The following is a 22,889-nucleotide window of genomic DNA, read 5'->3' as shown; positions in this document are numbered from 1 at the left end:
AGAAAACTTGCGTGTGCGTGCAAACGAAATTGGAACTCGGGCCTTCTAGCGTGCGGTCTCGCACTGGCGCTGCATCACCGTATTAATTGCGCCTGCGGACGTTGCATCACACCGGGCTGGGGTGACTTATGTCGTTCGATCCATCGACGCTTTATCTGTTCGCCACCATGGTCGCGGGCATGCTCGGCGCCATGCTCTGGCTGTTTGGCAGGCAGGAGGAAATTCCCGCGCTGAAATGGTGGGGCACCGCCTATCTGCTCGGTGCGGCCTCAGTCGCGCTCTGGACGGTCGGCAGCTCGACGCTCGATCCCATCGTCATGCTGGGCCTCAATGCGATCGGCTTCGCCGCCTGCGGCATGGTCTGGAATGCCGCGCGGATTTTCCATGGCCGCAAGGCGAACCTGCCGGGCCTCGTGCTTGGCCCGATCGCGTGGATTGGCGCCATGACGGCGGTGGCGGATCCGGCGCTGCGCCTGACCATCGGCGCCGGGATCGTTGCGATCTACGCCGCGCTGACCGCCTCCGAGCTTTGGAGCGAGCGCCGCCGTGCGATGCAACGGCGCTGGATTGCGATTGCCATCCCGGTCGCCCATGGCTGCGTCCTGATGCTCCCGATCCTGGTCGGCGACCTCATGCGGCTGAACGGCCAGAACTTCGTCAGTACCTTCTGGGTCACGCTGTTCTCGATCGAGCTCGTGCTGTACGCGATCGGCACCGTGTTCGTGATCTTCATGATGGTATCGGACCGCGCGGTGGCCGTGCACAAGACCGCTGCCTCGATCGATCCCCTGAGCGGCATGCTCAACCGCCGCGGCTTCTCCGAAGCCTGCGCGCGCGTGATCGAGCGCGAAGCCGATGGCGGCCGGCCGGTCACGGTGATGATCTTCGACATCGATCACTTCAAGTCGATCAACGACCGTTTCGGTCATCCAGCAGGCGACGAGATTCTGAAATTGTTCTCCGCGGTGGTGGTCAACAATCTCAGGATCAGTGATCTGTCCGGCCGTATCGGCGGCGAGGAATTCGCGGCGCTACTGCCGTGCTCGCTGGAGGAGGGCGTGCTGGTCGCCGAGCGCGTACGCGAGGCGTTCGAGAACAGCAACATCACTTGCGAGGAAGGCGCGGTCGACACCACGGTCAGCATTGGCGTCGCCGGCGGCCCCGCCGGGACCGAGCTCGAGGTGCTGCTGGCCGCGGCCGACACCGCGCTCTACCAGGCCAAGCGCGGCGGTCGCAACCGCGTCGAGGCGGCAGAGGAATTGCCGCTTTCGCTGGAGAATTGGCGGCGCAAGACCGCGGGCCTGCCGGCATCGGCGCGGCAAAAGCCGGTGAACGCCGGCGCATGAGTGCGGTAACTGCTGGTTAACCATTCGATCCCATGCTTTCGGGCATGGAGTCGATCCGCACCCGCAATCCACAGTCCGCCCTGATGTCGCTCGAAGCCGACGCGGTTTCGGCGCGCACTGGCTTCGCCTGCCTGTTCTCGGACTCCGATGAGTACGAGACCGCGCTGATCGCCGAACGGCGCGCGCAAGGGCGATACGAGCAGCCGAAGCGCCACTGGCCGATCGCGCTGCTGCTCGGCGTGATGCTGATGGTTGCAGGTACAGTCTTGCTGTTCGGCTGAACTCCGGCAAGTTCAACGGAGGAGGCGTCCCGTAGACGGCGCCTTTTGCTTTTGTGCCGGCTGCGCTAGAGACGGGCTTTGCCCGAGGAAAGCCAGCAAAGCGAGGCCGAAGCCCCATGATCACGGAAATCGCACAGATCAACGTCAAGCCCGGCAGCGAGAAGGATTTCGAGGCGGCGGTGGCCAAGGCGCGCCCGCTGTTCCTGCGCGCCAAGGGCGGCAAGGGGTTTGAACTGCACCGCTCGATCGAGAAGCCGTCGCGCTACCGGCTGGTGGCGAAGTGGGAGACGCTGGAGAACCACACCGTCGATTTCCGCGATTCGGAGGATTTCACCGCCTGGCGCGCGCTGGTCGGTCCGTATTTCGCGGCGGCCCCTGAGGTCGAGCACACCGAGACCGTGCTGACCACTTGAGGAGAGTTTAGGCTGCCTTTGCAGGAGCCTGGCCCCCAGCCTTGAAGTGATCGATCATCACCTTGGCGATTGCCATCAGCGGCAGCGCCAGCGCGAGCCCCCAGATGCCGAACACGACGCCGAGCAGGATCTGGAACGCGAACAGTGTCGCCGGCGGGATGTCGAGCGCCTGGCGCTGGATGATCGGGGTCAGCACGTAGCTCTCAAGCGCGTGGACGCCGAGGAACAGGATGAAGGCCGACAGCGCCGCGATCCACCCCGTCGCGAGGCTTGCCAGCACCACGATCAGTCCGCCGAGGATCGCGCCGACCGTCGGGATGAAGGCGAGTAGGCCGGCCTGGATGCCGAGGATGAACGAGCTCGGAATGCCGATGATGGCAAGGCCGATCCAGGTGACGAGGAACACCGCGGCCATGGTGATGATCTGTGCGATCAGCCAGCGCTCCAGCGTCTCGCCGATGCGGTCGACGATGACGGTCGCCTGCGCGCGGTATTTGGCCGGCGCGATGAACAACAATCCGGCGCGGTAGATGCTCGGCTGGGCCGCGAAGGCGAGCCCGAGGAACAGCACGATGAAGAAGTTGCCGACGACGCTGACGGTGCCGAGCAGCACCTTCAGCGTCTGGCCGATGATGGCGCCGCCGCTCGAGGCCAGCGCGCTGGCGCCGGGAATGCCGTGTGACTGCGACGTCGCGGGCGTCGTCGTTGTCGTGGTCGTCACGGCGGTGCCTTCGCCCTTCGCCTCGCCGGCGGCATTGGTGAAATCGAGATAGCTGGTGTCGACACCATGCTGCTCGAGGAAGTCCTTGACGCTGCCGAGCTGCGATTTGATCGTGTTGCTCAGCACCGTGGCCTGCTGCGCGATGGTGGTGCCGCCGAGGAACACGATCCCGGACAATAGCCCCGCCAGCGCCAGGCAGACGACCGCAAGCCGCAACGCATGCGGCAGCCCGGTGAGCCGGCCGAGCAGGGTGGTCATCGCGTTCAGGCCGACGCCGAGCAGCATGCCCGAGAACAACAGGAACAGGGTTGCGGCGAACTGCCAGGCGAACAGCAAGAGGGCCGCGAACAGCACGATGCCGATACCGCCGACGGCGATCGCCCACGCCATGTCGTTACGCGCCTGCAGGCGATTGTCAGCCGAGTCTGTCACGGGTGATTCCCCCTTCGCGACGGTGTCCGGAGCAGTCTTTGGCGAAAACTCCGCCGGGATCAAGCTGCGAGCGCTGTGCCGGTTTGCCGCCGACCGGCGGTTGTGGCGGACAGGCCGCCGGCTGGGGCATTTCCGGGCTCCCGGCGGCCGTTTGAGCATCGCCGGACCCGGCCTGTGCAGGACTGCAAGCCCCCCTGTGCAGAACTAGGCAGTTGATCCCTGGGGAACTCGAAGGCATGATCCTCTCCGCAACGTCGCAAACTTAGAAGAATCATTGCGCGAGACTTCAATAATGAGACGGCCCGTGGTCGGCGTGATCGGAAACGCCCATCGCATAGAAAATCGTTTCACAGTCCAGATGGTCGGAGAGCGCAACCTTCGCGCGGTTGCCGAGGTCTCGGGTGCCGTGCCGCTGATGTTCGCGGGGAGCCCTGAAATCACCGAGGTCGGCGCCTTGCTCGACGTGGTCGATGGCGTGGTGCTGACCGGGGCCCGCGCCAACGTTCATCCGACCCGCTTCAACACCGAACCCTGTGCCGCGCACGAGCCCTATGACATCCACCGCGACGATGTCGCGCTCGCGCTGTCGGAGGCCTGTGTCGCGCGCGGCGTGCCGATCTTCGGCATCTGCCGCGGCCTGCAGGAGATGAATGTCGCGTTCGGCGGTTCGCTGCATCCGGAGATCCGCGAGATTCCGGGCCGCATGAACCACCGGATGCCGCGGCTGGAGAACGGCGAGATCCATCCTGATCCGACCGTGGTGTTCGCCGACCGTCACGACGTCGCGCTGACGCCGGGGGGCGCGTTCGCGAAAATCCTCGGCCGCGAGACCATTCGTGTCAATTCGCTGCACGGCCAGGGCATCCTCGAGCCCGGCAAGCGCGTCGTGATCGAGGGCATCGCCGAGGACGGCACCATCGAGGCGATCCGGATCGCGGATGCAGCCGGCTTTGCGCTGGGCGTGCAATGGCACGCCGAATACGATCCGCAGCGCAACCCGATCAATCGCGCGCTGTTCGAGGCCTTCGGCGACGCGCTGCGCGAGCGGCGCCGCGCGGCGTAGGGGCCCAAGCACCACCGTCGTCCCTGCTTTCGCGAAAGCAGGGACGACGGTGAGTTTGTTTCGCCGTCACTGGTCAAGCATCCGCAGCATGAACTCCCGATTGTTGTCTTCCGTTCCGCCGCTCTGCGAACAGAGGGCGCTGGCAAAGCCGGGTCCCGGTCACACCCATGGGCCCGCGCTATCGAGCCGACTGCTCTCCGTACTAATACGGATACGAAAGTGGCGGATTGCGGCGCCGGACTCGGCTAAGCAACTGGGTGCAAGCCACCCGATATTGCTCCGGCGCTGACAATACCTTTCCGACTCCTGTTTTCCTTTTCCATTTTCCGGTGCAGCTGCTCACGATGAGTTGGTCGGGATGAATTTGTCGGGCCGTCTGGCGGTCGGGATGATGCTTCCCGTCGTCACACTCCTGGTCACACTGGGCTTCATCCATGGCGTCACTTGGCCGGGCATGGCGCTCGCCGGCGGCGCGGTTGCGGTGGTGTTGATGACTGCTGAGCTGATTGCGAGATCGCTGTCCAGGACACCCGCCCAGTTGGTGCGGGCGGCGGAAGCGCTGTCGCGCGGCCAGCAGGTACCCACGACAGGCGGCAACGACGAGATCGCGCAGCTCGCCGCGACGCTTGCCGAGCTGTCGGCGCAATTGGGCAGCCGGCAGCACCTGCTGGAGAAGACCGTCGAGAGCATCCGCGATCCGGTGGTGGTCGCCGACGAGCACGCGATGATCGTGATCGTCAACGCGGCGGCGCGGCGGCTGTACGGTGTCGAGCCCGGTTTCGACACCCTGACCGGCGTTCGCACCTTCCAGAACTATTATGCCGACGGCACGACCGAGATGCCGATCGCGGACACGCCGATGGCGCGTGCGCTGCGCGGCGAGAACATCGACGATTTCGAACTGATCGTGAAACCCCTGCCGCCGGGGCCGGCCGTCTGTCTTGTCGTCAACGCCAGGCCGCTGCGCGACGATGCCGGCAATTTGCGTGGCGCTGTCATTGTGCTGCACGATGTCACCGCGCAGCGTCAGGCGCATCAGGCGCTGGTGGAAAGCGAGCAGATGGCGCAGGCCATCGTCAGGACCGCGCTCGACGCTTTCGTGCAGACCGACCAGGACGGCATCATCCTCGACTGGAGCCCGCAGGCCGAGACGTTGACCGGCTGGACGCGCTCCGAGGCGGTCGGTTGTCGCGTCGTCGAACTGGTGTTTCCGGAGGAGCTTCGCGTCGCGCACCGCCAGCGCATCACCCGCTTCCTGCAGGAGGCCGCGGGCGGCGGCATGGGCATGCGCTACGAGACCGCCTCCGTGCGTCGCGACGGTCACCGCTTCCAGGTCGAGGTGTCGCTCAATGCGCTGCGCCGCGGCGATGGCTGGATCATCAACTCCTTTGTCAGGGACGTTACCCAGCGCCGCTTCGCCGAGGAGCAATTGATCCAGGCGCAGAAGACGGAATCGCTCGGGCGGTTGACCGGCGGCATCGCGCACGACTTCAACAACATGCTGACGGTGATCACCGGCACGGTCGAGATCCTTGCCGACGGGGTCAAGGACAACCCGCAGCTTGCCGCGATCGCCAAGCTGATCAGCGATGCCGCCGATCGCGGCGCGCAGCTCACCTCGAGCCTCCTGGCCTTCGCGCGCAAGCAGCCGCTGCAACCCGCCGAGACCGACGTCAACGACCTGATCGGCGAGGTGGTCCGGCTGTTGTCGCAGACGCTGGGGTCGCAGACCGAGATCAGGACGGAACTCAACCGCAGCGCCTGGCTCGCCTTTGTCGACCGCAGCCAACTCGGCGCCGCGCTGGTTAATCTCGCCATCAATGCGCGCGATGCGATGCCTGAGGGCGGCACGCTGACGTTTGCGACCCGCAACATCCAGCTCGGCATTCCCGACGCCGTGGCGCACGGCGTCGAGCGTGCCGGCGACCATCTCGTGATCGAGGTCGCCGACACCGGCACCGGAATTTCGCCGTCGCATCTGGAGAAAATTTTCGATCCGTTCTTCTCCACCAAGGAGGTCGGGCAAGGCACCGGGCTTGGCCTCAGCATGGTGTTCGGCTTCGTCAAGCAGAGCGGCGGAGGGATCGAGGTCAAGAGCGAGCAGGGCCAAGGCACCGTCTTCAGGATCTATCTGCCCAAGGCAGATGGCACCGCGCAGCGCGCGGCCGAGGAGGACGATCAGCCGGTCAGGGGCGGCGACGAAACCGTCCTGTGCGTCGAGGACGACCCCACGATCCGCGACTACGTCACGGGCCAGCTCGAAAGCCTCGGCTACAAGGTGCTGGCCGCGGCAGACGCCGACGCCGCGCTCGAGATCGTCAACCGCGGCACCGCATTCGATCTCCTGTTCACCGACATCGTGATGCCCGGCAGCATGAACGGCCGGCAATTGGCTGATACGCTAATGGCTGGGCGGCCGGCACTGCGGGTGCTGTTCACCTCGGGCTACAGCGACGGCGCGCTGCCGGCACAACAGGGCCGGGGCGGCCACGGCATTCCGCTGCTGACCAAGCCGTATCGGCGCAGTGAACTGGCGCGGGTGCTGCGGCGCTGCCTTGATCTACAGGTCGATTTCCAGGGCGATCCGGTTCCGCAGCCTTATTCCGTGCAGCCCGATCTCGAACGCTTCCTGCGCGAGAACCCGCCGGAAAAGAGCTAGGATGGCGACGCGCTGACAAGCGCGAGCGGGTACGGTGAACATCGCGCACCGAGATCCACAACCAGCTGCGAGTTCGCCGGGGAGAAGCCTGCATGACCATCACGATCACCGCCTTTGAGCGGTCGCCCGACGGCGGCAAGGGACTGGCGCGGGATACGCGGGTTCGGTGGGCGCTTGAGGAGGTGGGGCAACCCTACACGGTTCGGCTGGTTTCGTTTGCTGCAATGAAGGAGCCCGCGCATCTGGCGCTTCACCCGTTCGGTCAGATGCCGACCTATCAAGAGGGTGATCTCGCTCTGTTCGAGACGGGGGCGATCGTGCTCCACCTCGCCGAGCGCCATGTTGGCTTGCTGCCCGATGACGCCAATGCCCGGGCGCGCGCAATCGCATGGATGTTTGCCGCGCTCAACACGGTGGAACCGCCGATCCTCGAGCTCGCAACTGCGAGGCTGTTCGAGCGCGACCGGCCGTGGCACACAGAACGCCTGCCGCTGGTCGAGGATCGGGTCCGGCAGCGGCTGGACCAGCTGTCGGATCGTCTGGGCGATGCCGACTGGCTCGACGGCGCATTCAGCGCGGGCGATCTGATGATGGTGTCGGTGCTGCTCCGCCTGAAGCCATCAGGCATGCTCGACGGACATCCGAAGCTTGCAGCCTACGTCGCCCGCGGCGAAGCGCGGCCCGCCTACAAGCGGGCTTTCGCGGCTCAGTTGGCGGTCAATAATCCGCAAGTCGCGGGCTGACCTCCTCTACTCGGCGCAAGTTCGACGTGAGGAATGCACCGTGCAGGACCACACCAAGATCGCGATCTTCGACGGCCATAATGACGCGGCTCAGCATCTCGCCGAGTATCGGGAAGGCGGTCGGGACTTTCTCGTGCGCTCCGAGGAGGGCCATCTCGATCTGTCCCGCGCCCGCGAAGGCGGCATGGTTGGCGGCCTGTTCGCGATGTACGCCAAGGCAGAACATCCGCGACAAGGCGATTTCACGCGAACCGCCGACGGGTATGAGGTGCGTCTGGCCGAGCCGCTCGATGCGGCCTATGCCCGCCGCACCATCGAAGCCCAGTTGAGCGGGCTGGAAGCCATGGTGGCCCGAGCCGACGGAAAGATCCGACAGGCGACGACCGTGGATGAGATCGAGGCGGCGCGCCGGGACGCGGTGTTTTCGATCGTGTTGCATCTGGAGGGGGCCGAAGCGATCGATGCCGATCTGGACGGGCTGGCGAGGCTCTACGCCAGCGGCCTGCGTTCGCTCGGCCCGGTCTGGAGCCGGCCTAACATCTTCGGCCATGGCGTGCCGTTCGCCTATCCGCGCTCGCCGGACACCGGGCCCGGTCTGACGGACGCCGGGAAGGCGCTGGTGAGGGCCTGCAATGAACTCGGAATCATGGTCGATGCGGCCCACCTCAACGAGCGCGGTTTCTGGGATCTGGTGGCAATCAGTACGGCTCCGATCGTGGTCACCCACGCCTGCGCGCATGCGATCTGCCCCGCGACCCGCAACCTGACCGATCGGCAGCTCGACGCCGTCAAAGCATCCGGCGGCGTCGTGGGCTTCAATTTCAGTGTGTCCGAGGTGCGCCCGGACGGGCACCGCGATCCCGACGTCCCGATCGAGACGGTCGCCAACCATCTCAGCTACCTGGTCGAGCGGATGGGGGAGGATCACGTGTCGCTCGGATCGGACTTCGATGGTGCGGTGATGCCTCGTCCGCTCAGGGATGCAAGCCAGCTCCAGAACCTGATCCAGGCGTTGCGCGGGCGCGGTTTCGATGATGCCGCGCTGCGCAAGATCGCTTTTGACAACTGGATGCGGGTGTTGCGCCAAAGCTCGCGGTGACCAGTCGGCGGGATGGGTATCGCTTCGCTCCACCCATCCGACGCGCTATGCTCCCATCACAATGGCGCGGCCGGTCAACGGCCCGATCTCAGGGAGTATGGAATGCAGGACCGCAAATGGTCGAGACGCGACTGGCTCAAGGTGACGGCAGCCACCGCCGCCGGCATGGTGTTCGCCGAACCCCTAAGGGCGGCGGCGCCGCCGGCTGAGGCCGTGACGCCGGAGCTGATCGCGGCGGCCAAGAAGGAAGGCAAGATCTCGTTCTACAGCGCGCTGGAACTGAATACGGCGGAGCGCCTCGCGCGCGACTTCGAGCAGAAATATCCCGGGATCAGCGTCCGCGTCGAGCGCTCCGGCGCCGAGCGGATCTTTCAGCGCATCGCGCAGGAGCAGGGCAGCGGCATCCACGCCGTCGACGTCGCCAACTCCACCGATCCGGCGCATTATCTCGACTGGAAGAAGAACGACTGGCTCGCGGCCTACATGCCGGAAGAGGTCGCAAAACATTTCCCGGCCGACCAGATCGATCCCGACGGCACCTCGGCCACATCCTGCGCCTGGTTCGAGGTGATCGGCTACAACACCGAGCAGGTGAAGCGCGAGGAAGCGCCGAAGAGCTACGCCGACCTGCTCGATCCCCGGTGGCGCGGCAGGATCGTCAAGGCGCACCCGAGCTACTCCGGCGCGATCATGACCGCGACCTTCGTGCTGGCGCGCGATCTCGGCTGGCCGTATCTGGAGAAGCTGTCGCAGCAGCGCGTGATGCAGGTGCAGTCGGCCGCCGATCCGCCGAAGAAGATCCTGCTCGGCGAGCGTGCCGTCATGGCCGACGGCAACGACTACAACCTCGTGCTGGCCAAGGATCAGGGCAAGCCGGTCGAGGTGGTCTATCCGGCCGAGGGCGCGCCGTTGATCATCGTGCCGAGCGGCATTTTCAAGAGCGCGCCGAACCCGAACGCGGCGCGGCTGTTCCAGAGCTATTTCTTCAGCGCGGCAACCCAGCAGATGCTGGCCGACGAATTCGCGCACCGCTCGTTCCACGCCGGGGTGAAGGAGAAGGCCGGGCACGTGCCGCTCGACAAGCTGAAGATGCTGAAGGCCGATCCGGCCCAGGTGCAGGCACAGAGCGAGGAAATCAAGGCAAGGTACGCGAAGCTGTTCCGGGTGTAGGTGTTCGCCGAGCGAAAGCTCGTACTGTCATTGCGAGCGAAGCGAAGCAATCCATCTCTCCGCGTACGCGGACGCATGGATTGCTTCGTCGCGGAGTTTATCATCGGGCCGGCCAAAGGCTGGACCCGTTGGCTCCTCGCAATGACGGCGATAGTGCTCGGACCACCCAAGCAGCGCAGCGAGTGGCCGCAGCCGGCTACCCGCCGACTTCCGCGCTGAGCATGGGTCCGAACAGCTCCCAGCGCTCGCCCTTGAGTCGTCTGAGCTGCATCTGCTTGATCGGTGCGAAATCGATCGGGCTGGTGTTCATCGTGATTCCGGGCAGCAGATTGTTGGTCCGGAAGGCCTTCAGGTTGGCGGCCTGTTTCATCACGTTCGCGCGCGTGAGATCGTCGCCGCACTGCTTCAGCACCTGAATTAGCGTTTGCGCGACGTTGTAGCCCGTCACCACCAGGCCATCGGCCCGGTTGCCTTCGGGGAAATATCTGGCGAGGTATTCGTCGAACGCCTTCATGCCGGGGTCGTCCTTCCATTGCGGATCGAGCGGATCCATCAGGTAGGCCACCGAAATGATGCCTTGGGCGTTCTCGAAGCCGGCCGGCTGGATCACAGCGCCGATCGAGGAGCCGACCGAATTGAGAATGTGCAACGGCTTCCAGCCGATCTCGGCCGTCTTCTTGATGGCCTGCGCCGCGAATTTCGGCGTAGCAATGTCGACGAACACATCGGCATTCATCGATTTCATCTTGACGATATGCGTGTCGATGGTCGGCTCGGCGACTTCATACGCGTCCTCGGTCACGATCATCGATGCCGCCTTGTCGCCGAGCCCGTCCTTCAGGCCCTTGAGGTAGTCCTTTCCATAATCGTCGTTCTGGTAGAGCACGGCGATCCTGCCGTTCGGCTTTTCCTTCAGGATGTGCTTGGCGTAGATCCGGCCTTCGGCCTGATAGCTGGGCTGCCAGCCCATGGTCCACGGAAAGTTCTGCGGATCATTCCACTTGGTCGCGCCGGTCTGGATGAACAGCTGCGGCACCTTCTTCGTGTTCATGTATTTCTGAATGGCGCCGTTGGATGCGGTGCCGAGGGCGGCGAAGATCAGCAGGACCTCGTCGCTTTCGACGAGCCTACGCGCCTGCTCGACCGTTTTCGGCGGGCTGTAGCTGTCGTCGTAGGAGATGAAATTGATCTTGCGGCCGTTGATTCCTCCCTCGGCATTGATCTTGCGGAAGTAGGCCGCCTGGGCCCGGCCGCTGGTGCCGTAGGCCGATGCCGGCCCGCTGTAGGGCATGATGTTGCCGATCTTGATTTCAGTATCGCTTGCGCCGGTGTCGTATGTCTTCTGGGCAGATGCGCCGCCTGCGCCGGCGGCGAGGATGATGATGGCGGTCGAAAGCGCCGCCATTCGTCGTGCGACGAAAGACATGTCGTTTCTCCCAAAATGCAAAAATGAATGTGTCTGTCTTATCGAAGGCCGCTTCCGGGTCCTTGTTGGCAGTGAACACCCGGCTCCGGATCTTGTCGATGCCGAAGCACAGGCTCGTGCGCCGGTTCGCACCACTTCATTGGGTTCGTCAGTACTGCTGACCGTAGTCTTCCGGGATTGCTGCGATTACGCCGCACGCATTGATCGCTGCGCGCGGTAGGCCTGCGGCGATGTCAGCGTCAGCTTGCGGAAGGCCTTGCGAAAGCTGCTCTCGTCCTCATAGCCGGTGGCGCGAGCGATCGCCTTGATCGGTTGCGCCGTGGTCTCCAGCAGCGTGCGGGCGTGCTCGACGCGGCGTCGCGTGATGAAGGCCTGCGGCGGCTCGTGGGTCAGTTCGCGGAAGCGCCGGTTCAGCGTGCGTTCGCTCAGACCCAGCGCCTGCGCGAGGCCGCGCACCGTGATCGGCGTCTTGCCGGTACGGCGCACCAGCATGTCCGCTTTGATCAGCAGCGGGTCCTGCGCGAGCATGTAGCCGAGCGGCATGAAGATCGCCTGCGTGCGCTGCGCGGTGTCGATCACGGCATAGTCGGCGCAGACCTTTGCGACCTCGGGGCCTTCGACGAGCTCGATCAGCCGCAGCAACAAGTCGACCCATGACATCGGTCCGGCGGCGCAGACCAGGCGGTCGGCCTGCGTGATGACGGCATCGCTGGCGAGGTCGATCCTCGGATGACGACGGCGGAGCTCGCTCTGCAGCCACCAGGTGATGGTGGCGCGGCGGCCGTCGAGCAGGCCGGCATTGGCGAGCAGCAGCACGCCGCTGCAGAAGGCGCCGATCAAGCGGCCGCTGGCGTGCTGCTGGCGCAGCCAGGCGCCGGCGCGGTCATATTGCGGTTGCAGGCGTTCGGCGGTGAGGTGATCGACCAGGCTGCCGGGCACGATGATCGCGTCAAAGGCCGTCCGCTTGCTGATGGCGCCATCGACGGCAAGCAGCTTCCCGCCGCCGGCGCGCGCCGCCTTGCCGTCGAGCGACAGCGTCTGCCAGCTGAAACGCGCCTTGCCGCCGCGCAGCTGCATCACATGGTTGCCGAGCGTGAGGATGTCGGCGATGCCGGCGACCGCCGATTGCATGCAGCCTTCAAGCGCAAGGATCGCGAGCTTCATGGGACCTCCAGGCGTTGCCGTCATCCTACCCGATCGGCGTGATCAGGCCATGGCGGATATTGCCCGATCTCTGTCTGATCGGCCACTGCCTGATTGGGCCATGCCGGTCCATCTTCGCTGCGTTGTCACAACCTCAGCAATGGAGAGAGACCATGCCTTACGTCACCATTTCCACCGTCCGCGGCATCTTCGATGTCGCGCAGAAGAAGGCGCTGCTGGAGCGCGTTACCGATCTCATGGTCGAGGTCGAGGGGCAGGGCGACCCGGACTTCCGCAGGAACGTCTGGGTCAAGATCGAGGAGGGCGAGCCGGCGAGCTGGTCGCTCGGCGGCATGATGCCGACGCCTGACATGATCGCGGGCAAATTCGGCCCGCTCGACGCCGGCGGGCGGCGGATCGCGAAAGCGAAGGTGTAAGCGAGGAAGAGGCGCTTTCACCACATCGTCATTGCGAGCGAAGCGAAGCAATCCATCTCTCCGCATACGCGGACGCACGGATTGCTTCGTCGCTTCGCTCCTCGCAATGACGGATACGTCAAAAAACAAAAGGCGCTTCCGGTGGAAGCGCCTTTCGCATTGGTGAGGTGTTGCAAAGCTTACAGCGAGTAGTACATCTCGAACTCGACCGGGTGCGGGGTCATCTCGAAACGGGCGACCTCGGTCATCTTCAGCTCGATATAGGCGTCGATGAAGTCGTCATCGAACACGCCGCCGTTCTTGAGGAACGCGCGATCCTTGTCGAGGCTCTCGAGCGCTTCGCGCAAGCTACCGCAGACGGTCGGGATCTGCTTCAGCTCTTCCTTCGGCAGGTCGTAGAGGTCCTTGTCCATCGCCGGACCCGGATCGATCTTGTTCTTGATGCCGTCGAGGCCGGCCATCAGCATCGCGGCGAAGCCGAGATAGGGGTTGGCCATCGGGTCGGGGAAACGCACCTCGACGCGCTTGGCCTTCGGGTTCGCGGTGTAGGGGATGCGGCAGGCCGCCGAACGGTTGCGCGCGGAGTAGGCGAGCAGCACGGGGGCCTCATAGCCCGGGACCAGACGCTTGTAGGAGTTGGTCGACGGGTTGGTGAAGGCGTTGATCGCCTTGGCGTGCTTGATGACACCGCCGATGTAGTGCAGGCAGGTCTCCGACAGGTCGGCATATTTGTTGCCGGCGAAGGTCGGCTTGCCTTCCTTCCAGATCGACTGGTGGACGTGCATGCCCGAGCCGTTGTCGCCATAGACCGGCTTCGGCATGAAGGTGGCGGTCTTGCCGTAGATGTGCGCGACCTGGTGGATGCAGTATTTGTAGATCTGCATATGGTCGGCCATCAGCGTCAGCGTGTCGAATTTCATGCCGAGCTCGTGCTGGGCCGAAGCGACTTCATGGTGGTGCTTCTCGACCTTGACGCCCATCTTGGCCATCGCCCCGAGCATCTCGGAACGCATGTCCTGCACCGAGTCCTGCGGCGGCACCGGGAAGTAGCCGGCCTTGGTGCGGATGCGGTGGCCGAGGTTGCCGCCCTCATACTCGGTCGACGAGTTGATCGGCAGCTCGGAGGAGTCGAGGCGGAAGCCGGTGTTGTAGGGGTCGGCGGAATAGCGCACGTCGTCGAACACGAAGAACTCGGCCTCGGGGCCGACGAACACGGTGTCGCCCACGCCCATCGACTTCACCATCGCCTCGGCCTTCTTGGCGATACCGCGGGGGTCGCGGTTGTAGGGCTCGCCGGTGGTCGGCTCGAGCACGTCGCAGGTGATGACCATGGTAGTCTCGGCGAAGAACGGGTCGATCGTCGCGGTGACCGGGTCGGGCATCAGGCACATGTCGGATTCATTGATCGCCTTCCAGCCGGCGATCGACGAGCCGTCGAACATCGTGCCCTCGGCGAAGATGTCATCGTCGATCATGCTGACGTCGAAGGTAACGTGCTGCCACTTGCCGCGCGGATCGGTGAAGCGCAGGTCGACGTATTTGACGTCGTTGTCCTTGATCGATTTCAGGACGTCTTTGGCGGTCTTCATGAATACCCCTTATGGATGTGCGGGTGTGTTTCCGGCGGTGGGCGACGTTATTCCCGCTTTTGGCGGGTTCGTGTGACTACTCAAACGAAATCAGGCTGCCGAAGCAGCCTTTTTTCTCTTTTGCGTCAGAAATTCCGGATAGCACCGCCCTTAAATAGCGTCCAGCCCGGATTCGCCGGTCCGGATGCGGATGGCTTCTTCGATGTTGGAGACGAAGATCTTGCCGTCGCCGATCCGGCCGGTTTGGGCGGCGCGGCGGATTGCGTCGATCGCCTTCTCGACCAGGTCGTCGCCGATCACGATCTCGATCTTCACCTTGGGCAGGAAGTCGACGATATATTCCGCACCGCGATAAAGCTCGGCATGGCCCTTCTGGCGGCCAAATCCCTTGGCCTCGGTCACGGTGATGCCTTGCAGTCCGACTTCCTGGAGCGCTTCTTTCACCTCGTCGAGCTTGAAGGGCTTGATGATGGCTTCAATCTTCTTCACTGAGCGCCTCCCGGGCATTGCAGATTGCAGGGTCGAGTTCGATGCGCGTGGGGCGCAGTCTGGTTGGTCTTAAGCCTTCCGGCCGGTAGCCGGAAGCACGCGCAATGGTCGCATCGGGCGGCCTTGTACGCGGCTTCCTCAAAAGCAGGGTCTATGCCAAGTTGTTAAGGTCCCCGATTTCGAAATGTTATCAGCCTTTTAACAGGCAGTCGGCTGATATCGAACCAGATGGGCTATGATATCCAAGCCTAACAAATAGGCAAATAGATCAATCCATATGCAGTCGGCCAGTAGAAACCCCGCGAACGTCACAGGAATTGCCTCTCGAAAAGGCGAAGCGATTGAGGATTCGGCATGGACGTTCTGACCACCACCGAGATGGAGCGCGCCGACCGGCTGACCATCGCAGCCGGCACGCCGGGCTTCGCGCTGATGATGAGCGCGGGCCAGGCCGTCGCGGAAGCGGCGATGGACCTGGTCGAGGAGGGGCCGATCGTCGTGGTCGCCGGCCGCGGTAACAATGGCGGCGATGGCTTTGTCGCCGCCGCCGAGCTCGCCGCGCGCGGCCGCGAGGTCTCGGTGATCCTGCTCTGCGAGCGCGACAGCCTGCAGGGCGACGCCGCGCTGGCCGCCAAGGGCTGGAAATATCCGGTGCTGCCGTTCAACCCGCAGGCGCTCGGCAAGCCGGCGCTGATCATCGACGCGCTGTTCGGCGCCGGGCTCAATCGCCCGGTGAAGGGCGACCCGCTGGAGATGATCGCGGCCATCAACGCCAATGGTGCGCCTGTGCTGGCGGTCGACCTGCCGAGCGGCATCAACGGCACCACGGGCGCTGTCATGGGCGCGGCCGTGCAGGCGACGGAAACCGTCACCTTCTTCCGCAAGAAGCCCGCGCATCTGCTGCTGCCGGGCCGGATGTATTGCGGCCGGGTCCGCGTCGCCGATATCGGCATCGACGCGCAGGTGCTCGACGAGATCAAGCCGCTGACCGCGGAGAACGTGCCGCAGGCCTGGCGCTGGCCGTTTCCGGTGCCGCGGATCGATGGCCACAAATATGCGAGGGGGCATGCCGTCGTGGTTTCGGGCGATCTCGCCTCGACCGGGGCGGCACGGCTCGCTGCGCGGGCAGCGCTGCGCGCCGGCGCCGGCCTCGTGACGCTGGCCTCGCCGCGCGATGCGCTTGCCGTCAACGCGGCGGCGCTGACCGCGGTGATGGTGCGCGCGGTCGATAACCCGATCCAGTTCGCCGAACTGCTCGACGACAAGCGGCTCAACGCCTGCGTGATCGGCCCCGGCGCGGGCGTCAGCGCGCGTACCCGCGACTTCGTTCACACCGCACTCTCTGCGCGGCGGCACCTCGTGCTCGACGCCGATGCGCTGACCAGTTTTGCCGGCACGCCGGACAGGCTGTTCGAGGCGATCAAGGCGAGCGACGGGTTTGGGGTGGTGCTGACCCCGCATGAGGGCGAGTTTCCGCGGCTGTTCAGCGACATCTCCAACAAGCATCCCGGCCGCTCCAAGCTCGAGCGCGTGCGCGCGGCGGCCGAGCGCTCCGGCGCGGTGGTGCTGTTGAAGGGCGCCGACACGGTGATCGCCTCTCCGGATGGCCGCGCCACCGTTGCCGCCAACGCGCCGCCGTGGCTTGCCACCGCCGGCGCCGGCGACGTGCTCGCAGGCATCATCGCGGGCTTCCTGGCGCAGGGCGTTGCGGCCTTCGAGGCGGCCAGCATCGGCGTGTGGCTGCACGGCGAAGGCGCCAGCGAGGCGGGGCCCGGCCTGATCGCCGAGGATCTGACCGAGGTGCTGCCGGCCGTGTTCCGCCGTCTCTATGACGAGTTCGGCATTGAATATTAGGCGGCTCGCGCTTGCCGACATGGCCGCCGCGGCGCGCGTGCATCGCGTGTCCTTTGACCACAAGCGCGATGCGATCAGGTTGAATCGTCATCGCGCTCGAGCCCTTTGTTTGCACATGATCCTTCCGGAAAACCGCTTCGCACTTTTCCGGATCATGCTCTAGGCAATGTCGGTGGAGAGCGAAACGCTCTTCCATGCATCGAATTCGGCCTGCAACAGTTTCATTTTGTCTTCGACCAGCCGAACGGCATCGCTGCCGAGCAGCAGGTGCGCCGGCGGATCGGCCGACAGTGCGAGTTTCAGCATGGCCTGCGCGGCCTTCTTGGGATCGCCAACCTGCCGGCCACTCATTTCCATACGGCGTTTGCGGATCGGATCAATCAGAGCGTCATAGTCGGCGATCGATCGTTCCGCCCGTACCATCGATCGTCCGGCCCAGTCAGTGCGGAAGCTGCCGGGCTCGACCGCCGTCACCTTGATGCCGAGGTCATTGACTTCCTTGCCGAGGGTTTCGGAGATCCCCTCCAGCGCGAACTTGCTGCCGTGATAGTAGCTGAGACCGGGCATCGTGATGAACCCGCCCATGGACGTGACGTTGAGGATTTGCCCGGCGCGGCGCTTGCGCATGAAGGGCAGCACCGCCTGGATCATCGCCACCGCGCCAAAGACATTGACCTCGAACTGCCGTCGCAGTTCGTCGATCGATGATTCCTCCAGAATGCCCTCGTGGCCATAGCCGGCATTGTTCACCAGAACGTCGATCGCGCCGATCCTGCGCTCGACGTCGGCGACGGCGGGCGCGATGGCCTCGAAGTTGGTGACATCAAGGATCACCGCGTGCACGCCTGCGCCGAGCGCTTCGAACTTCTGCTTGTCGTTCTCGTTGCGCACGGTGCCGACGACGGTGTGGCCGTCACTCAATGCAGCCTCGGCCAACGCGCGGCCGAAGCCGGACGAAACGCCCGTGATAAGGAAAGTCTTTGCCATAGAGGATGTCCTTTAGATCAGGTTGCCGATCCAGATTGCGGGCTCGATATAGTCGACTTGATTAATGCAATAATCGGCATAAACTGGCATGACCTGATGCAAGTAATTGTACAATGCAGCATGCCGGTCTTTTCGAGCTGAACGCGGTCGTCGCGATCTCGACCCATCGCAGCTTTCGCGCCGCCGCAACCGAACTCGGCATTTCGCCCTCGGCGCTCAGTCATGCGATCGCCGGGCTGGAGAAAAAGCTGGGCGTGCGTCTCATCAACCGGACGACGCGCAGCGTCGCCCTATCGGAAGCGGGAGAGCGCTTCCTCGCCAGGGTCAGTCCAGCACTGCGCGAGATTGCCGGAGCGATGGAGGACGTGAACGAGTTCCGCGACACGCCCGCAGGGACGCTGCGCATCAACCTGAAGGAGCGCGCCGCGCACCAGATCCTCCGCCCGGTCGTCGCAAAGTTTATGCGGCACTATCCCGACATGAACGTCGAGTTGACGCTGGAGGGCCGTGCCATCGATATCGTCGCGGAGGGCTTTGATGCCGGCATCCGGCTGGCCGAAGCCGTGCCGCAAGACATGGTCGCGGTTCCCTGCGGCCCGGACACGCGCTTCATCGTCGTTGGCGCGCTCGCCTATTTCGCTCGCGCGTCGGTGCCGCGGTCGCCGCTTGATCTGCTTGCCCATGAATGCATTCGCAGGCGGATGCCCAGCGGCAAGATCTATCACTGGGAATTCGAAAAGCGCGGCGGCGAGCAGATGGCGGTGGATGTCCCGGGCAGGCTGACCCTCGACAGCGACACCCTGATGGTCGAGGCCGCTCTCGAAGGCCTGGGACTGGCGTTCGTCAGTGATTTCTGGGTCGCGGGGCATCTCGCGGCCGGGACATTGCGAGCCGTGCTGGACGACTGGACGCCGCCATTCCCCGGCTTGCGTCTCTACTATCCGCGGCATCGGCACATGACGGCCGGGCTTCGAGCTTTCGTCGACATGATACGAGCGGAGACGAAGTTGGCCGCTAAGGGGGGCGGGGCCCTCCCACCCCAAGCCAAGCGATCGCGCGATCATCGCAAGGGCGCTTGAGCTGCGGGTGCCCGGCGCGGACCTCAGGTCGATTTCATTCCGCGGCTGAAATCAGCTTGGTTTGGTTCACCCGCGTCTCGCCCTTGAGATTGTCGACGGTGACGTATGTGTCGTACCAGGTCAGCCGCGGCCGGGCTCCGAACCGTTCGGTGAGCTCGGCGATCTTGGCCTCGGTGAACCATGCCTCGGCCGCCTCCCGGCTCTCCCACAAATAAACGCCGCCCGTGCCGGCTTCACCGTTGAGGTAGTCTTTGCGGATCAGCCCCTTTGTCGCGAGCTTTCGATAGATGGGGGCGGTGCCCATGCCGCCCTTGATGGCCTGTTCTTCAGTTCGCTTCGGAAGGTCGAATTGAACGACGACGATGCACCGTGTCATCCCGGTTCTCCGATCTGAGTCCACACGGTGTCAGGTTCGCTTGGCGGCACGCCGGTCTGGCCGAACAATACAGCATGCAGCCCGCGCTTGTCCCGGTTTAAGCCGAGTGCCCCCGGAGGGGCAGCGCTTGACATTTAAGACGACCGGTCATATTGTACGTTCAGGAGATCAGAGCATGGCAAGGCCGAGCGTTCGGGAACAATTGATCGAGGCCGGGTTGCAGACCCTGCATCGGCATGGCTTCAACGGCACCGGTGTTCAGGACATCACGGATGCCGCCGGGGTGCCGAAGGGATCGTTCTATAATCACTTCGAGAGCAAGGAAGCTTTGGCGCTGGAGGCGCTGGAGCGGTACTGGCAGAACGGCGCCGCTCGGCGCGCACAGCTGAGCGACACAAGTGTCGACCCTGTGGAGCGGCTTCGTCGCTTTTTTCGTGGCTTGTCGGACCTTGCCATCCGTCAGAACTTCCAAACTGGATGCATGATCGGGAACTTCAGTGCAGAGCTCTCTGTGCAGAGCAAGGAGGTCCGCGATCGTCTCGCCGAGATCTTCGCCGCCTGGAGCCGCGCGATCGAATCCTGCGTGCGCGAGGCCGAGAAAGCCGGCCGCGTGCAGCCGCGTCTGCCTGCCGCCACCATTGCGACATTCCTGGTCAATGCCTGGGAGGGGGCCGTGCTCAGGTCCAAGGTCGAGCAGGACAAGTCGCCGTTCGATCAGTTCGAACGCGTGGTATTCGCAAGCATCTTCGCCTGAGCCGTCGAGAGCCAAAGGTACCAAAGAGCCACTGGCATCAACTTGGCTTACGACTAAGATGACCGGTCATATTGGAGAGAGAAAATGAAGCTTTCAACTTCGTTCCAGCTTGGAGCCTTTCGGCTCGCGCACCGTGTTGTGATGCCGCCGTTGACCAGGATGCGATCAGCCAACGGCGTGCCGTCGCCGCTCGCCGCGACCTATTATGGTCAGCGCGCGACCGAAGGCGGGCTGATCATCGCCGAAGCGACCCAGATTTCCCAGCAAGGGCAGGGCTATCCGCAGACGCCGGGAATCTACACGGAGGACCAGGTCGCGGGTTGGCGCACCGTCGTCGACGCAGTCAAGGAGCGAGGCGGAGTGATCTTCCTGCAGCTGTGGCACGTGGGAAGGATTTCGCACTCCTCGTTTCAAAAGGACGGAGCCGTTCCTGTCGCGCCGTCTGCGATCCGGCCGGCAGGCAATGCTTTCAAGAGCGATTTTCAGCGCGCGCCCTATGAGACGCCCCGCGCGCTCGAGCTGAGCGAAATCGTGCAGATTGTCGCCGACTACCGCAAGGCCGCGGAGAACGCCAAGCGGGCCGGGTTCGACGGCATCGAGATTCATGCCGCCAACGGCTATCTGCTTCAGCAATTTCTGGAGGACAAGACCAATCACCGCACCGACCGCTATGGCGGCTCGATCGAGAACCGCGCCCGTCTGCTGTTTGAAGTCCTCGATGCCGTCTCGGACGTGTGGCCGGCCGATCGCATCGGCGTTCGGCTGTCGCCGTTCAGCAGCGTCGGCGATGTCGCGGACAGTGACCCGATGTCTCTGTACACGCACGTCATCAAGCAACTGGCCGCACGTCAGATCGGCTTCCTGCATCTGATCGAGGCTCGGGTGCGCGCCGGTCTGGTTGATCAGACCGACGACGCGGCGCCGCAATCCGTCGCCACGCTGTTGCGCCCGTTGTTTCCCGGCGCGTTCATTGTGTCGGGAGGCTTCACCGCGGAGACCGCCGAGCAGGCGCTCGCTACCGGCACGGCAGACCTCGTCGCGTTCGGGCGCGCCTTCATCGCCAATCCCGATCTGCCGAGGCGTCTCGCGCTTGGCGCGCCGCTCAACGCGCCAGACCGATCGACGTTCTACGGCGGCGCCGAGCGCGGCTACACCGACTATCCGAGCCTCGATGAGGTCGGCGCATTCAGTGCCTGAGCCGGGAAAGGCACGAGAGCGATGGACGCGGTGACACGTACCAGTTTCGCCCAAATGATAGCGGCGTTGGAGCATCAGGGATGAACGGGGCCAGAGCTGGATCTCGTTCGACGACTACGCCATCGCGCTGGTCGAGGAACGCGAAAGGTCAGCGCATGAGCGCGCGCTTCATCGTCGGTGACGAGGGAGAGCGACGATGAAGCTCTACGGGTTCGGGCCGGCAGCCAGCGCCCAGCGCGTTCGCGTCTTCTTGGCCGAAAAGGGGCTCGATATCCCGACCGAACAATTGAACGTGCGCGACGACGATCAGTTCGCCGCAGCGTTCACCGCGATGAACCCGTTCCACTGCGTGCCGTTTCTTGAACTGGAAGATGGCACCGTGATTGCGGAGTCCGTCTCGATCTGCCGGTACCTGGAGGAACTGCATCCGGAGCCCGCGCTATTTGGCCGCACGGCCGTCGAGCGCGCCGTCATCGACATGTGGCTGCGCCGCTTCGAACTTGATGGCCTGGTCCCGATGGTTCACGCGGTGCGCAACCATGTGCCGATGTTCGCGGGCAAGGTCGTGCCGGGCACACGCACCGATCTGCCGCAGCTGCCTGCAATGGTGATCCGCGGCAAGGAGCTGATGGAGATCCTGCTGGGTCGCGTCGAGCCACACATCGCCAGAAGCGAATTCGTCGCCGGTCCTGAGTTTACCATCGCCGACATCACCGGCTTCTTCGCCATACGTTTGACCAGGGTGTTGGAGATGGACATCGCCACGCGCTATCCCGCCGTCGCTAACTGGTTCGCCAAGGTGTCGGCGCGTCCGACCTTCCAGTTCTAAGGAGATGAGCATGAGCAAGCCAGTTTGCATCGTCACCGGCGTAGGGCCTGAGCATGGCACGGGCGCCGAGATCGCCAAGCGCTTCAGCGAGAGCGGCTATCGGGTCGCAATGCTCGCCCGCAATGCCGATAACCTCGACGCCCTGGCTCGCAAGTACAGGGATGCTCGCGCCTATCAATGCGACGTCGGCGATCTCGACGCCCTGATCAAGACCGTCACGCGCATCAAGGCGGAGATGGGCGCACCCAAGATCGTGGTCCACAACGCCCTGCGTGCGACCCGGGGCAGTATCCTTGAGATGGACCCGAACGATCTTGAAAGGAACTTCCGGGTCAACACCACGGCGCTGCTTCATCTCGCTCGCGAGACGATTCCGGCGATGCTGGAAGCGGGTGAGGGCGCGATCCTGGTGACCGGCAACACGTCGGCCATCCGGGGCAAGACCAATTGGGGCTTCTTCTCCTCAACCAAGGCGGCGCAACGCATCCTGGCGGAATCAATGGCACGTGAGTTCGGGCCTCGGGGTATTCATGTCGCCTACATCCTGATCGACGCCTCGATCGACACGCCGCGCACGCGTCCGCTGCTGGCGCCCGACAAACCGGACGACTTCTTCGCCAAGCCCGCCGCGATCGCCGAAGAAATGTTCCGGGTTGCCCATCAGGATCGCTCGACCTGGTCGTTCCTCGTCGAACTGCGTCCGTTCGGCGAGGTCTGGTAGCCGCAGGAATCAAAGCGGAGAGAAAAGGACCGAAACAGCCCGACGCAGCTCTGCCCAGCCGATACTCTTGCTGTGCGAGAA

General features: G+C 64.3%; 22 protein-coding genes. 15 read left to right on the top strand and 7 right to left on the bottom strand.

The window, feature by feature from the left end:
* Nucleotides 1-128: 128 nt before the first annotated feature.
* From QDT69_RS09630 to QDT69_RS09620, 3 genes are all read left to right on the top strand, one after another.
* Nucleotides 129-1,346, top strand: coding sequence for a GGDEF domain-containing protein (locus tag QDT69_RS09630; protein WP_279706347.1), 1,218 nt, complete (start codon nt 129-131; stop codon nt 1,344-1,346).
* 44 nt (nt 1,347-1,390) lie between these two features.
* Nucleotides 1,391-1,627 (top strand): hypothetical protein, encoded by a 237-nt coding sequence (locus tag QDT69_RS09625; protein WP_279706346.1) that lies wholly within the window; start codon nt 1,391-1,393, stop codon nt 1,625-1,627.
* Nucleotides 1,628-1,743: 116 nt separating this feature from the next.
* Nucleotides 1,744-2,040, top strand: a complete 297-nt coding sequence (locus QDT69_RS09620) for an antibiotic biosynthesis monooxygenase (protein ID WP_279706345.1) — start codon at nt 1,744-1,746, stop codon at nt 2,038-2,040.
* Nucleotides 2,041-2,047: 7 nt separating this feature from the next.
* On the opposite strand, the gene QDT69_RS09615 is transcribed toward QDT69_RS09620, so the two are convergent.
* Nucleotides 2,048-3,193 (bottom strand): AI-2E family transporter, encoded by a 1,146-nt coding sequence (locus QDT69_RS09615; protein ID WP_279706343.1) that lies wholly within the window; start codon nt 3,191-3,193, stop codon nt 2,048-2,050.
* 292 nt (nt 3,194-3,485) lie between these two features.
* On the opposite strand from QDT69_RS09615, the gene QDT69_RS09610 reads away from it, so the two are divergent.
* The 5 genes from QDT69_RS09610 to QDT69_RS09590 all read left to right on the top strand — a co-directional run bounded on the left by QDT69_RS09610 (nt 3,486) and on the right by QDT69_RS09590 (nt 9,927).
* The gene (locus QDT69_RS09610) at nt 3,486-4,256 is read left to right on the top strand and encodes a gamma-glutamyl-gamma-aminobutyrate hydrolase family protein (protein ID WP_074131319.1); all 771 of its coding nucleotides are present in this window, start codon (nt 3,486-3,488) and stop codon (nt 4,254-4,256) included.
* Nucleotides 4,257-4,644: 388 nt separating this feature from the next.
* Nucleotides 4,645-6,915 (top strand): PAS domain S-box protein, encoded by a 2,271-nt coding sequence (locus QDT69_RS09605; RefSeq protein WP_279706342.1) that lies wholly within the window; start codon nt 4,645-4,647, stop codon nt 6,913-6,915.
* A gap of 92 nt (nt 6,916-7,007) precedes the next feature.
* On the top strand, nt 7,008-7,658 hold the full coding sequence (locus tag QDT69_RS09600; RefSeq protein ID WP_279706341.1) for a glutathione S-transferase family protein: 651 nt from the start codon (nt 7,008-7,010) through the stop codon (nt 7,656-7,658).
* A gap of 40 nt (nt 7,659-7,698) precedes the next feature.
* Nucleotides 7,699-8,757 (top strand): dipeptidase, encoded by a 1,059-nt coding sequence (locus tag QDT69_RS09595; RefSeq protein ID WP_279706340.1) that lies wholly within the window; start codon nt 7,699-7,701, stop codon nt 8,755-8,757.
* Between the two features lie 102 nt (nt 8,758-8,859).
* Nucleotides 8,860-9,927: an extracellular solute-binding protein gene (locus QDT69_RS09590; RefSeq protein WP_279706339.1), complete on the top strand. Its 1,068-nt coding sequence runs from the start codon at nt 8,860-8,862 to the stop codon at nt 9,925-9,927.
* Nucleotides 9,928-10,123: 196 nt separating this feature from the next.
* On the opposite strand, the gene QDT69_RS09585 is transcribed toward QDT69_RS09590, so the two are convergent.
* Both QDT69_RS09585 and QDT69_RS09580 read right to left on the bottom strand, forming a co-directional pair.
* Complete coding sequence (locus tag QDT69_RS09585; RefSeq protein ID WP_279706338.1) at nt 10,124-11,353, bottom strand: ABC transporter substrate-binding protein; 1,230 nt, start codon at nt 11,351-11,353, stop codon at nt 10,124-10,126.
* Nucleotides 11,354-11,539: 186 nt separating this feature from the next.
* Nucleotides 11,540-12,517, bottom strand: a complete 978-nt coding sequence (locus QDT69_RS09580; RefSeq protein ID WP_279706337.1) for a helix-turn-helix domain-containing protein — start codon at nt 12,515-12,517, stop codon at nt 11,540-11,542.
* A 152-nt stretch (nt 12,518-12,669) separates the two neighbouring features.
* Here QDT69_RS09580 and QDT69_RS09575 point away from each other — a divergent pair, with 152 nt between their 5' ends.
* Nucleotides 12,670-12,933, top strand: coding sequence for a tautomerase family protein (locus QDT69_RS09575; RefSeq protein WP_279706336.1), 264 nt, complete (start codon nt 12,670-12,672; stop codon nt 12,931-12,933).
* Nucleotides 12,934-13,112: 179 nt separating this feature from the next.
* Here QDT69_RS09575 and glnA read toward each other — a convergent pair whose 3' ends face one another.
* Both glnA and QDT69_RS09565 read right to left on the bottom strand, forming a co-directional pair.
* Nucleotides 13,113-14,522 carry a type I glutamate--ammonia ligase gene (gene glnA, locus QDT69_RS09570; RefSeq protein WP_074127279.1) on the bottom strand — a complete coding sequence of 470 codons (1,410 nt, stop codon included), beginning with the start codon at nt 14,520-14,522 and terminating at the stop codon, nt 13,113-13,115.
* 150 nt (nt 14,523-14,672) lie between these two features.
* Nucleotides 14,673-15,011, bottom strand: a complete 339-nt coding sequence (locus QDT69_RS09565; protein ID WP_011441447.1) for a P-II family nitrogen regulator — start codon at nt 15,009-15,011, stop codon at nt 14,673-14,675.
* A 354-nt stretch (nt 15,012-15,365) separates the two neighbouring features.
* Here QDT69_RS09565 and QDT69_RS09560 point away from each other — a divergent pair, with 354 nt between their 5' ends.
* The gene (locus QDT69_RS09560; RefSeq protein ID WP_279706335.1) at nt 15,366-16,865 is read left to right on the top strand and encodes an NAD(P)H-hydrate dehydratase; all 1,500 of its coding nucleotides are present in this window, start codon (nt 15,366-15,368) and stop codon (nt 16,863-16,865) included.
* A gap of 159 nt (nt 16,866-17,024) precedes the next feature.
* Here QDT69_RS09560 and QDT69_RS09555 read toward each other — a convergent pair whose 3' ends face one another.
* Nucleotides 17,025-17,852 carry an oxidoreductase gene (locus QDT69_RS09555; RefSeq protein ID WP_279706334.1) on the bottom strand — a complete coding sequence of 276 codons (828 nt, stop codon included), beginning with the start codon at nt 17,850-17,852 and terminating at the stop codon, nt 17,025-17,027.
* Nucleotides 17,853-17,965: 113 nt separating this feature from the next.
* Here QDT69_RS09555 and QDT69_RS09550 point away from each other — a divergent pair, with 113 nt between their 5' ends.
* Nucleotides 17,966-18,931: a LysR family transcriptional regulator gene (locus QDT69_RS09550; RefSeq protein WP_279706333.1), complete on the top strand. Its 966-nt coding sequence runs from the start codon at nt 17,966-17,968 to the stop codon at nt 18,929-18,931.
* 34 nt (nt 18,932-18,965) lie between these two features.
* On the opposite strand, the gene QDT69_RS09545 is transcribed toward QDT69_RS09550, so the two are convergent.
* The gene (locus tag QDT69_RS09545; protein WP_279706332.1) at nt 18,966-19,307 is read right to left on the bottom strand and encodes a monooxygenase; all 342 of its coding nucleotides are present in this window, start codon (nt 19,305-19,307) and stop codon (nt 18,966-18,968) included.
* 202 nt (nt 19,308-19,509) lie between these two features.
* On the opposite strand from QDT69_RS09545, the gene QDT69_RS09540 reads away from it, so the two are divergent.
* The 4 genes from QDT69_RS09540 (at nt 19,510) to QDT69_RS09525 (ending at nt 22,808) form a co-directional block, all read left to right on the top strand.
* Entirely contained in the window at nt 19,510-20,061 is a 552-nt protein-coding gene (locus QDT69_RS09540) for a TetR/AcrR family transcriptional regulator (protein ID WP_279706331.1), read from the top strand.
* 84 nt (nt 20,062-20,145) lie between these two features.
* A complete protein-coding gene (locus tag QDT69_RS09535; protein WP_279706330.1) occupies nt 20,146-21,258 on the top strand; it encodes an alkene reductase in 1,113 nt (370 codons plus the stop codon).
* Nucleotides 21,259-21,454: 196 nt separating this feature from the next.
* Nucleotides 21,455-22,087, top strand: coding sequence for a glutathione S-transferase family protein (locus tag QDT69_RS09530; RefSeq protein ID WP_279706329.1), 633 nt, complete (start codon nt 21,455-21,457; stop codon nt 22,085-22,087).
* A gap of 10 nt (nt 22,088-22,097) precedes the next feature.
* Nucleotides 22,098-22,808 (top strand): SDR family NAD(P)-dependent oxidoreductase, encoded by a 711-nt coding sequence (locus tag QDT69_RS09525; RefSeq protein ID WP_279706328.1) that lies wholly within the window; start codon nt 22,098-22,100, stop codon nt 22,806-22,808.
* The last annotated feature ends 81 nt before the right edge of the window (nt 22,809-22,889 follow it).

Origin of the sequence: Bradyrhizobium sp. CER78, assembly GCF_029846235.1 — a bacterium.
GTDB lineage: Bacteria > Pseudomonadota > Alphaproteobacteria > Rhizobiales > Xanthobacteraceae > Bradyrhizobium.
The sequence above is the reverse complement of the archived record's forward strand: the minus strand, read 5'-3'. Positions and strand labels throughout refer to the sequence as shown.

Bases quoted from the DNA above. Each gene is read 5' to 3' on its own strand.
- QDT69_RS09630 (WP_279706347.1), top strand. From the start codon at position 129: ATGTCGTTCGATCCATCGACGCTTTATCTGTTCGCCACCATGGTCGCG.
- QDT69_RS09625 (WP_279706346.1), top strand. From the start codon at position 1,391: ATGGAGTCGATCCGCACCCGCAATCCACAGTCCGCCCTGATGTCGCTC.
- QDT69_RS09620 (WP_279706345.1), top strand. From the start codon at position 1,744: ATGATCACGGAAATCGCACAGATCAACGTCAAGCCCGGCAGCGAGAAG.
- QDT69_RS09610 (WP_074131319.1), top strand. From the start codon at position 3,486: ATGAGACGGCCCGTGGTCGGCGTGATCGGAAACGCCCATCGCATAGAA.
- QDT69_RS09605 (WP_279706342.1), top strand. From the start codon at position 4,645: ATGATGCTTCCCGTCGTCACACTCCTGGTCACACTGGGCTTCATCCAT.
- QDT69_RS09600 (WP_279706341.1), top strand. From the start codon at position 7,008: ATGACCATCACGATCACCGCCTTTGAGCGGTCGCCCGACGGCGGCAAG.
- QDT69_RS09590 (WP_279706339.1), top strand. From the start codon at position 8,860: ATGCAGGACCGCAAATGGTCGAGACGCGACTGGCTCAAGGTGACGGCA.
- QDT69_RS09585 (WP_279706338.1), bottom strand. From the start codon at position 11,353: ATGTCTTTCGTCGCACGACGAATGGCGGCGCTTTCGACCGCCATCATC.
- QDT69_RS09580 (WP_279706337.1), bottom strand. From the start codon at position 12,517: ATGAAGCTCGCGATCCTTGCGCTTGAAGGCTGCATGCAATCGGCGGTC.
- QDT69_RS09575 (WP_279706336.1), top strand. From the start codon at position 12,670: ATGCCTTACGTCACCATTTCCACCGTCCGCGGCATCTTCGATGTCGCG.
- glnA (WP_074127279.1), bottom strand. From the start codon at position 14,522: ATGAAGACCGCCAAAGACGTCCTGAAATCGATCAAGGACAACGACGTC.
- QDT69_RS09560 (WP_279706335.1), top strand. From the start codon at position 15,366: ATGGACGTTCTGACCACCACCGAGATGGAGCGCGCCGACCGGCTGACC.
- QDT69_RS09555 (WP_279706334.1), bottom strand. From the start codon at position 17,852: ATGGCAAAGACTTTCCTTATCACGGGCGTTTCGTCCGGCTTCGGCCGC.
- QDT69_RS09550 (WP_279706333.1), top strand. From the start codon at position 17,966: ATGCAGCATGCCGGTCTTTTCGAGCTGAACGCGGTCGTCGCGATCTCG.
- QDT69_RS09545 (WP_279706332.1), bottom strand. From the start codon at position 19,307: ATGACACGGTGCATCGTCGTCGTTCAATTCGACCTTCCGAAGCGAACT.
- QDT69_RS09535 (WP_279706330.1), top strand. From the start codon at position 20,146: ATGAAGCTTTCAACTTCGTTCCAGCTTGGAGCCTTTCGGCTCGCGCAC.
- QDT69_RS09530 (WP_279706329.1), top strand. From the start codon at position 21,455: ATGAAGCTCTACGGGTTCGGGCCGGCAGCCAGCGCCCAGCGCGTTCGC.
- QDT69_RS09525 (WP_279706328.1), top strand. From the start codon at position 22,098: ATGAGCAAGCCAGTTTGCATCGTCACCGGCGTAGGGCCTGAGCATGGC.